The organism is Pseudomonas sp. Bc-h (genome assembly GCF_002080045.1).
GTDB lineage: Bacteria > Pseudomonadota > Gammaproteobacteria > Pseudomonadales > Pseudomonadaceae > Aquipseudomonas.
The window spans coordinates 137,164-149,640 of record NZ_MUIN01000007.1 but is presented as its reverse complement, the minus strand read 5'-3'; the positions used below and the strand labels follow the sequence as shown (position 1 = coordinate 149,640).

Genomic DNA, 12,477 nt, shown 5'->3' with positions numbered 1-12,477 from the left:
TGCCTATGTGGACCAAACCGACCTACACCGACCTGCGCATCGGCTTCGAAGTCACCATGTACTTCGCCAGCCGTTGAACGCTGATCGAAAGCCCCGCCAAGCCGCGGGGCTTTTTTGATGGAGCGGCGCTAGAGCTTCGCCCAAAACTCTTCGGCGAAGGCGCTCAAGGCCATCGTTGGGCGGAACAGGCGAATCTCTACCGGAATGTCCCAGTGCTCATCCAGCGCGCGGACCAGTTTGCCACTGGCGATCTCGGGCTCGGCCAGGGTCTTGGGCAACCACGCGAAGCCTTTGCCTTCCAGGGCCATGGACAGCAGTACCGCCGCCAGGTGCGAGCTGAACACGGTGTGCAGGCTCGGCGGTGACGCCTCCTGGCGCAGGCGCGCCGAGACGATCCGGCCCAGCCCGGACTCCGCCGTGTAGCCCAGCAATGAAAGCGGTTCAGTGCCTGAAGAGTGCTCGATCTGCTGGGCCTGCAACGGCATCAGCCAGTCGCTGCCCACCACTTTTGAATGAAAGGACTGCGCGGCGAATTGCGGCGGCACGTCCGGGTGCTGATGGCACAACAGGAACTGGACGTCGCCCCCCAGCAGCATCTGTTCGCAGACCCGCATGTTGTCCGAGTGCAAACGAATTGCCTCGATCGGGCTGCTGCGTTCCGCTGCCCGAACCCAGCCGGGAAAGAAGGTGAACGACAGCGAATGCGTGGCGGCGAAATGCAGCGTTCGGGCTTCTTTTCCGGCGACTTCGCGGGCTTCCTGGCGCATCTGGTACAGGCGCCGGGTCATCTCCTGAGCGCTGCCGAGCATGTGCCGACCGGCATCGGTGAGGGTCGCTCCCTGTGTAGTGCGGTCGAACAGATCGACCCCCACCCAGGTTTCCAGCGCCCGAATCCGGCGACTGAACGCCGGTTGCGTGACGTGGCGCAGTTCGGCGGCGCGGGAAAAATTGCCGCTTTGCGCCAGTGCGTTGAAATCTTCCAGCCAGACCAATTCCATCGTGATGCCGTCCGCGCATTGAGTGCCGCGTTTTTAGCATTGGCCGCAGCAAAAGGTCCAGCCCTAGAGTGAGCCCATCACCTGCTGACGCTATTCACGAAAACATTCACGAAAACGCTCACAAATAACAACAGGAGTTACCCATGCGTATCGTCGATATCCGCGAGAAAACCGTTTCCATTGCCTCGCCGATTGCCAATGCCTACATCGACTTTTCCAAGATGACCTGCTCCGTGGTCGCGGTGGTGACTGACGTCATTCGCGACGGCAAGCCGGTGATCGGTTATGGCTTCAACTCCAATGGGCGCTACGGACAGGGCGCTTTGATGCGCGACCGTTTTCTGGCCCGGGTGCTGGAAGCCGACCCTGAATCGCTGATCGACAAGGAACACGACAACCTTGATCCGTTCGCTATCTGGAAAGCCTTGATGACCAACGAAAAACCGGGCGGTCATGGCGAGCGTTCGGTGGCGGTGGGTACCATCGATATGGCGGTCTGGGACGCGGTCGCGAAGATCGAAGGCAAGCCGCTGTATCGCCTGCTGGCCGACCGTTATCGTGACGGCGTGGCGGACGACAAGGTTTGGGTCTACGCCGCTGGCGGTTATTACTACCCGGGCAAGGACCAGACCAAGCTCAAGGCCGAAATGCAGAGCTACCTGGACCGTGGCTACGACGTGGTGAAAATGAAGATCGGCGCCGTGCCGCTGGCTGAAGACCTGCGCCGGATCGAAGCGGTACTGGAAGTGGTGGGCGACGGGCAACGTCTGGCGGTGGACGCCAACGGCCGTTTCGATCTGAAGACCGGTATTGCCTACGCCGAAGCGATCAAGCCGTACAACCTGTTCTGGTACGAAGAAGTCGGCGATCCGCTGGACTACGCCCTGCAAGCGGAGCTGGCCAGCCACTACGATCTGCCGATGGCCACCGGGGAAAACCTGTTCTCTCACCAGGACGCCCGCAACCTGCTGCGTCATGGCGGCATGCGCCCTGATCGCGATTTCCTGCAATTTGACTGCGCGCTGTCCTACGGCCTGGTTGAATACCTGCGCACCCTGGACGTGATGAAAGAGCTGGGCTGGTCTTCGCGCCGCGTCGTGCCCCACGGCGGTCACCAGATGTCGCTGAACATCGCCGCCGGCCTGCATCTGGGCGGCAACGAGTCCTACCCGGACGTGTTCCAGCCGTTCGGTGGTTTTGCCGATGGCATCCGCGTCGAGAACAGCTACGTCGGCCTGCCGGACATCCCGGGCGTGGGCTTCGAGGCCAAGTCGGCGCTGTACGCGGTGATGCGCGAACTGGGCGAAGGCGTTTAACCCTGGTTTACGGGTAATCAGTCCTCTGTGGGAGGGAGCTTGCTCGAAGGCTATCGATCAGCCGCTACACGTGTGGCGGCTGTACTGGCGCCTTCGCGAGCAAGCTCCCTCCCACAAGATCAAGCATTCCTTCAGGCACACCGCGTGTCATACAGACGCAAACAGCAGTCCTTTCCCCTCATACAAAAACAACAGTGAGGCACTCCATGGAACAGGCTTCTCCACGCTGGTATTCCCAGCTCTACGTCCAGGTGCTGATCGGTATCGTCATCGGCGGAACCATCGGCTTCTTCCTCCCCGACATCGGCGCCAAGTTGCAACCCTTCGCCGATGGCTTCATCAAGCTGATCAAGATGCTGCTCGCGCCGATCATCTTCGGCACCGTGGTGGTTGGCATCGCCAAGATGGGCAGCGTCAAGGAAGTCGGGCGCATCGGTGCCAAGGCACTGATCTACTTCGAGGTACTCTCGACCCTGGCGCTGGTCATCGGCCTGGTAGTGGTCAACATCCTCAAGCCCGGCGTGGGCATGAACATCGACGTCAACACCATCAACGGCAGCGCCATCTCCGGCTACACCCAGGCTGCGGCCGCGCAGGGCGGGGTGGTCGACTTCTTCATGAACATCATCCCGACTACGCTGTTCGACGCCTTCGCCAAGGGCGCGATGCTCCAGGTGATCCTGGTGTCGGTGCTGATGGGCGTGGCGCTGGTGCAGATCGGTGAGCCGGTCAAACCTCTGGTCAATGTCATCGACATGCTGTTGCAGAGTCTGTTTCGCGTGGTGGCCATGGTCATGCGTCTGGCACCGTTGGGCGCCGGGGCAGGGATGGCGTTTACCATCGGCAAATACGGCATCGGTACGCTGCTGTCGCTGGGGCAGTTGCTGGTGGCGCTGTATGCCACGACGCTGATTTTTATCGTGGTTATTCTCGGGGCCGTGGCGCGCTGGTCGGGCCTGCCGTTGATGCAGTTCCTGCGCTATTTCAAGGATGAAATTCTGGTCACCCTCGGCACCTGCTCTACCGAAGCCGTGCTGCCGCGAATGATGGTCAAACTGGAGAAGCTCGGTTGCGAGAAGTCCGTGGTCGGCATGGTCCTGCCCACCGGCTACACCTTCAACTCCGACGGCACCTGTATCTACCTGACCATGGCGGCCATTTTCGTCGCCCAGGCCACCAACACGCCGCTGACCTTATGGGATCAACTGACGGTGCTGGGCGTTCTGTTGCTGACCTCCAAGGGCTCGGCTGGTGTGGCCGGTGCCGGGTTCGTGACGCTGGCGGCAACCTTGTCGGTGTTCCATGGCATTCCCATGATCGGTCTGGTGCTGCTGCTGGGGGTCGATCGTTTCCTCAACGAAGCGCGAGCGGTCACCAACCTGATCGGTAACGGCATCGGCACCATCGCCATTGCCAAATGGGACGGCTCGTTCGACAAGGCCAGGGCGATGGAAGAAATCGCCGCGATGAACGAGCGCGCGGGCAAGACGCGCAAGCCTGCAACAACTGGCAACGATTCGCTGAGCCCGGCCCGCGTCGGAAAGTCGCAGGTCTGAGGGCCGAACGCTGGCCGTCGGTGGCTTTCGCCGCCGGTCAGCCTGCCGAGTGAGCACTCGTCCTGATCCGCAGTGGTAGACTCTCGCCACTTCAGACGAGGAGCGACAGACGTGCGCAAGATGGCAATGATGGTGGCGGTATTGATGCTGGCGGGCTGCGATGGTGGCAAGCCGGCTACTCCGGCCAAGGTCCAGACAACCGATTCAGTCGCAGAAGCCCCGACCCCGGCTTCGCCGCAATGGACCATCCGCGTCCATCTTAAAGAAGCCCTGAGCGACATGACGTACTGGCTGGTCGAGCATCACTACCCCTCGTATGTGGTCAAGGTCGATGGCAAGGAAGTGGTGATGATCGGGCCGTTCGAGTCTCAGGACGTCGCCGAAAAGGCCAAGACCGATATCGATGCCGCCTTGGTCAAGGGCCATCGCCTGTCGCAGCTGGAAGTCATACCGCCCAAGCCCTGATCCCTCCCGACGATGTAACGCGACAGCCTATCGTTGCTGTGCCACCCTCAGTTCACGCGCTCGAATACTCGAGCACGTGAACCGGGAATCGCCGTTATGGACGAGATTCAACGCCTGAGTGAGTTGCTGATGGCTAATCAGCGCTACGAGGAACAGAAGCACCAACGCTTTCAAGACGATCTGGCGCAATGGAATGCCAGCATCGAAGCCCTGTATCTGCAGGTCGAAGACTGGCTCAAGCCTCTGGTCGAGGCGGGTCAGACCCACTTCGAATACGAGCCGCATCTGGCTCAGAGCAAGGGCTATCCCGACGAAAATTCCCCGTTTATCACCCGCCGCATGAGTTTCTTCCTGGGAACCCATGAAGTTGCGTTCGTGCCCGATGCGATGGGGTCGAAGGGGCAGGTGAGTCTTTCGTTGAGTGGCGTCAGCCTGCACGGTCAGGAAAAATACAGCCTGCAGCGTGAGTCAGGTGGCCGCGACTGGATGCTGAAGAAGGCGGTGGGAGTGAAGGATTCGGAGCCGGTGGCGTTTACTGCCGATCAGTTCGGCAGACTGCTGCAAGCTGTGGTGCCGCAGCGGCAGGGGTGAAGGTCGGTCATCAGGTCTTTCCTGTAGCGTTCCGGCCTGCCGGCGGCGGCGTTCTCAAGGTCGCCGCCGCCGGCAGGCCGGAGTACTTCAGGTGTTCATGTCTTTCAGAGACGAGCAGCGTTTTCGCGGCGTCGATCAACGACGACCGAGCAGCAGCCCCACCACCAGACCGAAGCCGGCAGAAACAGCCACGGTCTGCCATGGGTGGCCACCGATGTAGGTTTCGGTGGCTTCAACGGCAGGCTTGGTGCGATCACGCACGCTGCCCACCGAATCCAGTGCCTGCTTGAGCTTCAGGCTCAGCTGTTCACGCACGGTTTCCGCCTCTTCGCCGACCAGCGCGGCGCTGTCCTTGAGCAGTTTGTCGGACTCTTCAATAAGGGCCGCCAACTCGCTGAATGCTTGATCCTTGATCTGTTCGGCGGCGGTCTGGGCAGCAGTTTTACGAGCCATGGCAAATTTCCTTTCAGTTGATGATGGCAGTGAGCAATGGAGTCGTGCGGGTCCGGAAAAGTTGCAGCGTATTTCCGGCCCGGCGCAAAAAGTGCGACGAATGTGATCGGGCAGGGGCGTCGTCGGGTGTAAGATGCTGACGCTTTTGAGCCGTCATCGGCTTGTGATAACGCGTTTTGTTTTTTGCACACAGAGGTAATGTCATGAGTTTCAACCTGGCCAACAAATCTCTTGCCGAGCGCGCCGAGATCGAGGACGAAAAGTCCCGCCTGTTCGACCTGTGGCAGAGCAATCTGGGCAAGGCCAAGGGCGAAGCCGCCCGGCTGATGGGCGAGCGCGCCAAGCGCAAGGGCAAATGGTCGGAATGGGTGCGCGCCGAGCTTGACGGCATGTCGCCGCCTGAGTACGCCAACATGGTGCGCGCTGAAGTCAATCGTCTGGTGGCTGCCGCCCGCGGATAACGCCGCTGCACCGTTTGCGCTACCAGCTCCCGTCCGCTGGCTGCGGCAGGCTCAGCGTCCCGCTGTCATGGAAGCGCATGGTGCCGAACAACCCACCGGCCAGCTTGCCGTGCAATTCATAGGGCAGGTTGTCCAGGCTTTGCTTGTCGGCCAGGCCCACCGCCTGGCGCAGCGCGGCGAAGGCAGAAACCGTCACCGGTACGGTCAGCACACCCTCGGAAAACCGCGTGATCGTGCCTTTCTGGTCGCTCACGCCGGAGGCCAGCAACTTGCCGTTGACGTCCAGATTCAACGCCACGCCGTCGTACTGGATGTCCGTGTCGTTGGGGTTCTGCAGGCGCAGTTTCACCGCGAAGCGGACTTCCAGATCCTGCCCGGGCAACGGCTCGATGCCGACGACATTGATGTTCAATGGGTCGCGATTGGGGAACAGCGCGCAAGCGCTCAGCGCCACCAGCAGCAGACACGTAAAAAGGGTGCGGATCGGGCGTAGCGACATCGAGGTGCTCCAGTTGCCGAGGCTTGCAGGGGCGCGATTGCGCCCCTGCCAGACAGCCTAGCGGTTCAACTGTGCGACCGCGCGGGGGGAGAGAGGTTCTGTTTCAGGGCTTTTGCCGGACTCATGAACGGGATCCTGCAACACCTTGACGGTAGATGCTTCGGGATCGAACTCGGTGATCTCTTCCTCCACGTATTCCTCCGGCAGAAAGATGTTGAGGATGATCGCGCAGAACGCGCCCACGGTGATCGGCGATTCGAAGATGTTGTGCAGCGCCTTGGGCAGCTCGCGCAGCACTTCCGGCACCGCCGCCACACCCAGGCCCATGCCCAGCGAAATCGCCACGATCAGCATGTTGCGTCGATGCAGACCGGCTTCGGAAAGAATCTTGATTCCCGCCACGGCCACGGTGCCGAACATGATCAGTGTCGCGCCACCCAGCACCGGCTTGGGCATCAGTTGCAGCACCGCGCCAATGATCGGGAACAGGCCCAGCAACACCAGAATCCCGGCGATGAAGAACGCCACATAACGGCTGGCAACACCGGTCAGCTGAATCACCCCGTTGTTCTGGGCGAAGGTCACCATCGGCAGGCTATTGAATGTCGCGGCCATCGCAGAATTGAGGCCGTCCGCCAACAGGCCTGACTTGATGCGGCGGATGTACACCGGGCCGCTCACTGGCTGCTGGGAGATCATCGAGTTGGCGGTCAAGTCGCCGGCCGCTTCCAGTGGCGAGACCAGAAAGATCACCGCAATCGGAATGAACGCCAGCAGGTCGAACGAGAAACCGTATTTGAACGGCATCGGAATGCTCATCACCGGCACTTGCGGCATGTGCGCAAAATCGATGCGGCCCATGTACCAGGCGACGCAGAAGCCGAGGGTCAGGCCAATGATGATCGCGCTCAGCCGTAGCAGCGGAATATTGAAACGATTGAGGATTACGATGGTGCCCAACACCAGTGCGGCAAGGCCGAGGTTGGTCGCCGAACCCAGGTCGGTGGCGCCGAAGCCGCCCGCCATGTCGGTCATTGCCACCTTGAGCAGCGACAGGCCCATCAGGGTAATGATGGTGCCGGTGACCACAGGGGTGATCAACTTGCGCAGTTTGCCGATGAACTGGCTCAGTACCACCTCGACGAATGCCGCGCAGAAACACACGCCGAAAATGGTCGAGAGGATTTCCTCGGTGCCGCCGCCGCGACTCTTGACCAGAAAGCCGGCGCTGAGAATCACGCTGAGGAAGGAAAAACTGGTGCCTTGCAGACACAGCAGGCCGGAGCCGATCGGGCCGAAACGCTTGGCCTGAACGAAGGTGCCCAGCCCCGAGACGAACAGCGCCATGCTGATCAGGTAGGGCACTTCACTGTCCAGTCCCAGGACGCTGCCGACGATCAGGGTAGGGGTGATGATGCCGACGAAACTGGCCAGCACATGTTGCAGTGCGGCGAAGATCGCAGCAGTGAAATGCGGCCGGTCGTTGAGGCCGTAGATCAGGTCTGTCTTCCTTGAAGCGGGGCGTGACGGAGGAGCGCTTTGAGGTGTGGTCATGTTTAGCCTGCCATTTGTTTTTATACGGTCGTGGGCTTTGCAGTTGACGCTGGACTGACCCGTACACAAAAGCTGTCTGTTTGGTCAGGTTTTGCGACTCTACAACATGTGGACATATTGAAAAACAATTCTTTTGTAAATTGTGTACAAAAAATTGGCATAAGCGGGAGGCAGGGCTGTAGGAAAAAGGGCGCGCAGAATGCCAGAAAATACTTCGCCGGTCTGCGATAGACGCTTATTCTGTCGCCGGTGAACCTTGAGCAGTCCGTTGCCGTCCAACTTCACGCACGCTTTGCGGGGGAGGTCAGCGTTAACAGGTTCGACTCTCTATAAAAGGCCCGACAAGGAGGTTTCAACTGGGGTGTAACGATCTTCATGAGCACTGCACATCAATTTCCGTTGACCGATCAGCAAATTTCGTTGATCTCCCGCGCGCTGGCCGACCGCAGGCGCTATCAGATTCTGGTTCAGATCAGTGCTTCAGCAGAACCGGTGCCTTGCGCCGAGCTGCTCAAAGTCCATCCGGTCAGCGCGGCCACGGTGTCTCATCACACCAAGGAGCTGGAACGCGCCGGGCTGATTTCCACCCTGCGCGAAGGCAAGTACGCCAGCTTTCTGATGCAGCGCGAAGTGCTGCGAGCTTACGCCCAGCAACTGATGCAGTTCTGTTGAATTGCCATCGTCATACATTCTCGGGTCTTGCCTTGACCAATGCTGGCATATGCCCGTAAATTGCTCGGCCTGCCTTTGTTCATTCCCACGCCTCACGCAGGCGCATCCGGAGCTTCCTTATGTACCCAGACGTTCAGCTGTATATCGACGGCCAATGGCGCGCCAGTGAAGACGGCCGCACCCTAGATGTGCTCAACCCGGCAACCGGCGAGACCTTGGGCACCGTGGCCCACGCCAGCATCGCCGATCTGGATCAGGCCCTGGCCGCCGCCGAACGCGGCTTCGAAACCTGGCGCAGCACCCCGGCCTACGATCGCTACAAGATCATGCAGAAAGCCGCCGATCTGCTGCGTGATCGGGTGGACAATATCGCCAGCATCATGACCCAGGAACAGGGCAAGCCCCTGGCCGAAGCGCGCATGGAAACCCTCGCCGCCGCCGACATCATCGACTGGCTGGCCGAAGAGGGCCGTCGCGCTTATGGCCGTTTGGTCCCGTCGCGCAATGTGTCGGTCGAGCAGAAAGTCATCAAGGAACCGGTAGGCCCGGTGGCAGCGTTCACGCCGTGGAATTTCCCGATCAACCAGGTGGTGCGCAAGCTGTCGTCGGCGCTGGCCGCGGGTTGCTCGATCATCGTCAAGGCCCCGGAAGAAACTCCGGCTTCGCCTGCCGAGCTGATTCGCGCGTTCATCGACGCTGGCGTTCCGGCCGGGGTTATCGGCCTGGTGTACGGTGATCCGGCGCAGATTTCCAGCTACCTGATCGCGCATCCCACCATCAAGAAAGTCACCTTCACCGGTTCCACACCGGTGGGCAAACAACTGGCGGCCCTGGCCGGTCAGCACATGAAGCGCGCGACCATGGAGCTGGGCGGTCATGCGCCGGCGCTGGTGTTCGACGATGCCGATATCGACCTTGCGGCCCGCACGCTGGCCGGTGCCAAGTTCCGTAACGCGGGGCAGGTTTGCGTATCACCGACCCGTATTCTGGTGCAGCGCGGGGTGTTCGATGCATTCGTCGAGAAGTTCGTCGGCCTGACTCACGAAGTCAAAGTCGGCAATGGCCTGGAGCAGGGCGTGACCATGGGCCCGCTGGCCAACGAGCGCCGCGCTCCGGCGTTGTCGGCACTGGTCAAGGATGCGTGCGACAAGGGCGCGAAGCTGCACACTGGCGGCAAGACCATCGACGGGCCGGGCTATTTCTTCCAGCCGACGGTGCTCAGCGGCCTGACCACTGAAATGCGTGTGATGAGCGAAGAGCCGTTCGGGCCGTTGGCGTTGCTGGTGCCTTTCGATACCGTGGAGGACGCGGTCAAGGAGTCCAACCGTGTGCCGTTCGGGCTGGCGTCTTATGCGTTCACCTCGTCGATGAAGACTGCGCATATCCTCAGCACGCGCATCGAGGCCGGAATGCTGTCGATCAACCATCAGGGGATTGGTCTGGTGGAGGTGCCGTTTGGTGGGGTCAAGGATTCGGGTTACGGATCTGAAGGTGGTACCGAGGCGATCGAGGCTTATCTGAATACCAAGCTGGTGACGGTGTTCAATTTGTAAGGTTGTTGTGTCTAAAGGGCCTGGCTAACGCCAGGCCTGTTTCGCCCTCGGCGCAAGAATTCTGCCTTCAGGCAGAACCCATATCCGCAATCCCCCCTCGTTTCTCCCGCTTCATCTGCATCACCAGGGTAAACCGGTCATCCGGATACACCGTCTCCGACACCGCAATCAACCCACCCTGTTCATCCCGATACTGACGAATGATGTTCAGCCCCAACGACCCCGCAGCTGCATTCAGCCGCGTCGCCAGCTCGGCATTCAATTGCACCGGCCGCACCTGCTGATCCACTGCATCGATCCGACGCCCGAACTCGCGCTCGATCAGCGCGGCGATCAGTTCGCCAGGGCATTGCTCGGCGAGGGGAATGACCTCGGCATACACCTCATCGGCGTAGACATCGGTCCAGCACAGCGGCGAACTGCGCTGACTCACATCGACCTTGATACTCGACATGCAAAAGCAATGTGCCCCCGGTTCGAGGCCCAGACGCCGGCCCTGAGCGATGTCGGCGACAAAATGCCGAACCTCCTGAACATCCCGGATGTGGGTTTCCGCCACATGCACCAGATCCGCCACCGATGCCAGCGATTGTGAATAGCCGCCGCTCGGAGTGGCCGCTTCCACGCGGGTGCCGACGCGCTTGCGTCGCGAGACCATGCCCTGATTCTGCAACTGGGTAATCGCCGCTCTTACCGTGTGGCGGCTCACGTCGTACAGCTCGCACAGCTCGAACTCCGTTGGCAGCAACGAACCCACGGGGTAGCGACCGCTGCTGATGCCTTCCATCAGATCCCTGGCGACCACGGCGTAACGCGTTTGACTGATGCCTTCCATCGAGCTCTCCCCACAGCGAGTTGACAGTGTATCAGGGGAGCGAGTAATAATTATGTACGGACATAATAAATATGTACGGCCAATAACAACATTTGAGATCCTTCCCATGTCCACTACCGTTTTTGACTCCGCTCTGTTCCGCGACATGTTTGGCACTGCCGAGATGCGCGAAGTGTTCTCCGACAAGGCGCTGATCGGGCGCTATATCGAAGTCGAGATCGCCCTCGCTCGCGCCGAAGCCCGCTGCGGGGTGATTCCCGCCGACGCCGCCGAGCAGATTGCCGCCAGGGCGACGTTCGAATCGCTGGATCTGGCACTGATGCAGCACGAAACCGAGATCGTCGGTTACCCGATCCTGCCGCTGGTCGAGCAACTCTCTAAGACCTGCGGCGAAGCAGGGCGTTTTGTGCATTGGGGGGCGACCACCCAGGACATCATGGACACCGCCGTAGTGCTGCAGGTGCGCGCCGCGCTGGCGTTGGTCGAACGTGACATTCAGGACGTGCGTGGCTTGTTGGCCGGGTTGGCTCAGCGTTATCGCGACACACCGATGGCGGGCCGCACCCATCTGCAACACGCCCTGCCGATCACCTTCGGCTACAAATGCGCGGTCTGGCTGAGCATGTTCGACCGTCACGCCGAGCGACTGGTGGAGCTGCGCCCGCGGGTCGAGGTGGGGCAGTTCGCCGGTGCGGCAGGTACCCTGGCGTCGCTGGGCGACAAGGGCCTTGAAGTGCAGGAGGCGCTGATGGCCGAACTGGGCCTGGGCGTACCGCAAGCCACCTGGCATGTGGCCCGTGACGGCCTGGCGGAAACCCTCAATTTTCTGGGCTTGGTGACAGCCTCGCTGGGCAAGGTCGCACTGGACGTCATGATGATGATGACCAGCGAACTGGGCGAAGCCTACGAGCCGTTCGTCAAAGGCCGGGGCGCCAGCAGCACAATGCCGCAGAAGCGCAACCCGATTTCCTGCGAGTTGATGTACGCCGCTGCCAAGGGTGTGCGTCAGCAGGCGGGCCTGATGCTCGATGCGATGATTCAGGATTTCGAGCGTTCGACCGGTCCATGGCAGGCCGAGTGGATCGCCATTCCCGAAGCCTTTGCCCTGAGCGCGGCGTCGCTGGGTCAGGCGAAGTTCATGCTGGCCGGGCTCGAAGTGCGCCCTGATCGCATGCTCAAAAACCTCAACATGACCCAGGGCCTGATCGTCGCCGAAGCCGTGATGATGGGCCTGGCACCCGCCCTCGGTCGCCAGTTGGCTCATGACGTGGTGTACGCCGCCTGCCGCGTGGCCAACGACGAAAACATCAGCCTGCTGGACGCCCTGGTCGCACAGGGAGCCGTCACCGAGCGGCTGGATCTGGCCGAGCTGCAACGCCTCACCGATCCCTGCAACTACCTTGGCCTGGCGCCGCAGATGGTCGACCGCGCCCTGGCCCGCGAAGGCTCGGTCAAGCGCTGACAGGCAAGGCCGGGCGTGTGGAACTGCGCGTTCGGCCAGGCACTGTTTCAGACCCTGTTTCT

Annotated in this window: 14 protein-coding genes; 9 read left to right on the top strand and 5 right to left on the bottom strand. The window is 61.0% G+C overall.

Annotated elements, in window-relative coordinates; all coding sequences use genetic code 11:
- Nucleotides 1-5 precede the first annotated feature (5 nt).
- The gene (gene pqqA, locus BWR59_RS13570; RefSeq protein ID WP_074750225.1) at nucleotides 6-77 is read left to right on the top strand and encodes a pyrroloquinoline quinone precursor peptide PqqA; all 72 of its coding nucleotides are present in this window, start codon (nucleotides 6-8) and stop codon (nucleotides 75-77) included.
- A gap of 51 nt (nucleotides 78-128) precedes the next feature.
- Here pqqA and BWR59_RS13565 read toward each other — a convergent pair whose 3' ends face one another.
- Entirely contained in the window at nucleotides 129-998 is an 870-nt protein-coding gene (locus BWR59_RS13565) for a LysR family transcriptional regulator (protein WP_081566152.1), read from the bottom strand.
- 143 nt (nucleotides 999-1,141) lie between these two features.
- On the opposite strand from BWR59_RS13565, the gene BWR59_RS13560 reads away from it, so the two are divergent.
- From BWR59_RS13560 to BWR59_RS13545, 4 genes are all read left to right on the top strand, one after another.
- Nucleotides 1,142-2,314 carry a mandelate racemase/muconate lactonizing enzyme family protein gene (locus BWR59_RS13560; protein ID WP_081566151.1) on the top strand — a complete coding sequence of 391 codons (1,173 nt, stop codon included), beginning with the start codon at nucleotides 1,142-1,144 and terminating at the stop codon, nucleotides 2,312-2,314.
- 206 nt (nucleotides 2,315-2,520) lie between these two features.
- Complete coding sequence (gene dctA, locus BWR59_RS13555; protein WP_081566150.1) at nucleotides 2,521-3,870, top strand: C4-dicarboxylate transporter DctA; 1,350 nt, start codon at nucleotides 2,521-2,523, stop codon at nucleotides 3,868-3,870.
- 111 nt (nucleotides 3,871-3,981) lie between these two features.
- Entirely contained in the window at nucleotides 3,982-4,335 is a 354-nt protein-coding gene (locus tag BWR59_RS13550; protein ID WP_081566149.1) for a hypothetical protein, read from the top strand.
- A 96-nt stretch (nucleotides 4,336-4,431) separates the two neighbouring features.
- Complete coding sequence (locus BWR59_RS13545; RefSeq protein ID WP_081566148.1) at nucleotides 4,432-4,926, top strand: hypothetical protein; 495 nt, start codon at nucleotides 4,432-4,434, stop codon at nucleotides 4,924-4,926.
- A gap of 135 nt (nucleotides 4,927-5,061) precedes the next feature.
- On the opposite strand, the gene BWR59_RS13540 is transcribed toward BWR59_RS13545, so the two are convergent.
- Nucleotides 5,062-5,379 carry a DUF883 family protein gene (locus tag BWR59_RS13540; RefSeq protein ID WP_081566147.1) on the bottom strand — a complete coding sequence of 106 codons (318 nt, stop codon included), beginning with the start codon at nucleotides 5,377-5,379 and terminating at the stop codon, nucleotides 5,062-5,064.
- A 203-nt stretch (nucleotides 5,380-5,582) separates the two neighbouring features.
- Between BWR59_RS13540 and BWR59_RS13535 the strand changes: the two genes are divergently transcribed.
- Entirely contained in the window at nucleotides 5,583-5,840 is a 258-nt protein-coding gene (locus tag BWR59_RS13535; RefSeq protein ID WP_081566146.1) for a hypothetical protein, read from the top strand.
- 19 nt (nucleotides 5,841-5,859) lie between these two features.
- On the opposite strand, the gene BWR59_RS13530 is transcribed toward BWR59_RS13535, so the two are convergent.
- Both BWR59_RS13530 and BWR59_RS13525 read right to left on the bottom strand, forming a co-directional pair.
- Entirely contained in the window at nucleotides 5,860-6,339 is a 480-nt protein-coding gene (locus BWR59_RS13530; RefSeq protein ID WP_081566145.1) for an LEA type 2 family protein, read from the bottom strand.
- Between the two features lie 57 nt (nucleotides 6,340-6,396).
- On the bottom strand, nucleotides 6,397-7,893 hold the full coding sequence (locus BWR59_RS13525) for a nucleobase:cation symporter-2 family protein (RefSeq protein WP_081566144.1): 1,497 nt from the start codon (nucleotides 7,891-7,893) through the stop codon (nucleotides 6,397-6,399).
- 375 nt (nucleotides 7,894-8,268) lie between these two features.
- On the opposite strand from BWR59_RS13525, the gene BWR59_RS13520 reads away from it, so the two are divergent.
- Entirely contained in the window at nucleotides 8,269-8,565 is a 297-nt protein-coding gene (locus BWR59_RS13520; RefSeq protein ID WP_081566143.1) for a helix-turn-helix domain-containing protein, read from the top strand.
- Nucleotides 8,566-8,684: 119 nt separating this feature from the next.
- Nucleotides 8,685-10,118 (top strand): NAD-dependent succinate-semialdehyde dehydrogenase, encoded by a 1,434-nt coding sequence (locus BWR59_RS13515; protein ID WP_081566142.1) that lies wholly within the window; start codon nucleotides 8,685-8,687, stop codon nucleotides 10,116-10,118.
- 67 nt (nucleotides 10,119-10,185) lie between these two features.
- On the opposite strand, the gene BWR59_RS13510 is transcribed toward BWR59_RS13515, so the two are convergent.
- Nucleotides 10,186-10,944, bottom strand: coding sequence for a GntR family transcriptional regulator (locus BWR59_RS13510; RefSeq protein WP_168184488.1), 759 nt, complete (start codon nucleotides 10,942-10,944; stop codon nucleotides 10,186-10,188).
- Nucleotides 10,945-11,059: 115 nt separating this feature from the next.
- On the opposite strand from BWR59_RS13510, the gene BWR59_RS13505 reads away from it, so the two are divergent.
- Nucleotides 11,060-12,415: an adenylosuccinate lyase family protein gene (locus tag BWR59_RS13505; protein ID WP_081566140.1), complete on the top strand. Its 1,356-nt coding sequence runs from the start codon at nucleotides 11,060-11,062 to the stop codon at nucleotides 12,413-12,415.
- Nucleotides 12,416-12,477 lie beyond the last annotated feature (62 nt).

Coding starts and splice junctions, on each gene's coding strand:
- BWR59_RS13525 (WP_081566144.1), bottom strand. CDS start 7,893: ATGACCACACCTCAAAGCGCTCCTCCGTCACGCCCCGCTTCAAGGAAG.
- BWR59_RS13545 (WP_081566148.1), top strand. CDS start 4,432: ATGGACGAGATTCAACGCCTGAGTGAGTTGCTGATGGCTAATCAGCGC.
- BWR59_RS13540 (WP_081566147.1), bottom strand. CDS start 5,379: ATGGCTCGTAAAACTGCTGCCCAGACCGCCGCCGAACAGATCAAGGAT.
- BWR59_RS13520 (WP_081566143.1), top strand. CDS start 8,269: ATGAGCACTGCACATCAATTTCCGTTGACCGATCAGCAAATTTCGTTG.
- BWR59_RS13515 (WP_081566142.1), top strand. CDS start 8,685: ATGTACCCAGACGTTCAGCTGTATATCGACGGCCAATGGCGCGCCAGT.
- BWR59_RS13560 (WP_081566151.1), top strand. CDS start 1,142: ATGCGTATCGTCGATATCCGCGAGAAAACCGTTTCCATTGCCTCGCCG.
- BWR59_RS13565 (WP_081566152.1), bottom strand. CDS start 998: ATGGAATTGGTCTGGCTGGAAGATTTCAACGCACTGGCGCAAAGCGGC.
- BWR59_RS13535 (WP_081566146.1), top strand. CDS start 5,583: ATGAGTTTCAACCTGGCCAACAAATCTCTTGCCGAGCGCGCCGAGATC.
- BWR59_RS13505 (WP_081566140.1), top strand. CDS start 11,060: ATGTCCACTACCGTTTTTGACTCCGCTCTGTTCCGCGACATGTTTGGC.
- BWR59_RS13530 (WP_081566145.1), bottom strand. CDS start 6,339: ATGTCGCTACGCCCGATCCGCACCCTTTTTACGTGTCTGCTGCTGGTG.
- dctA (WP_081566150.1), top strand. CDS start 2,521: ATGGAACAGGCTTCTCCACGCTGGTATTCCCAGCTCTACGTCCAGGTG.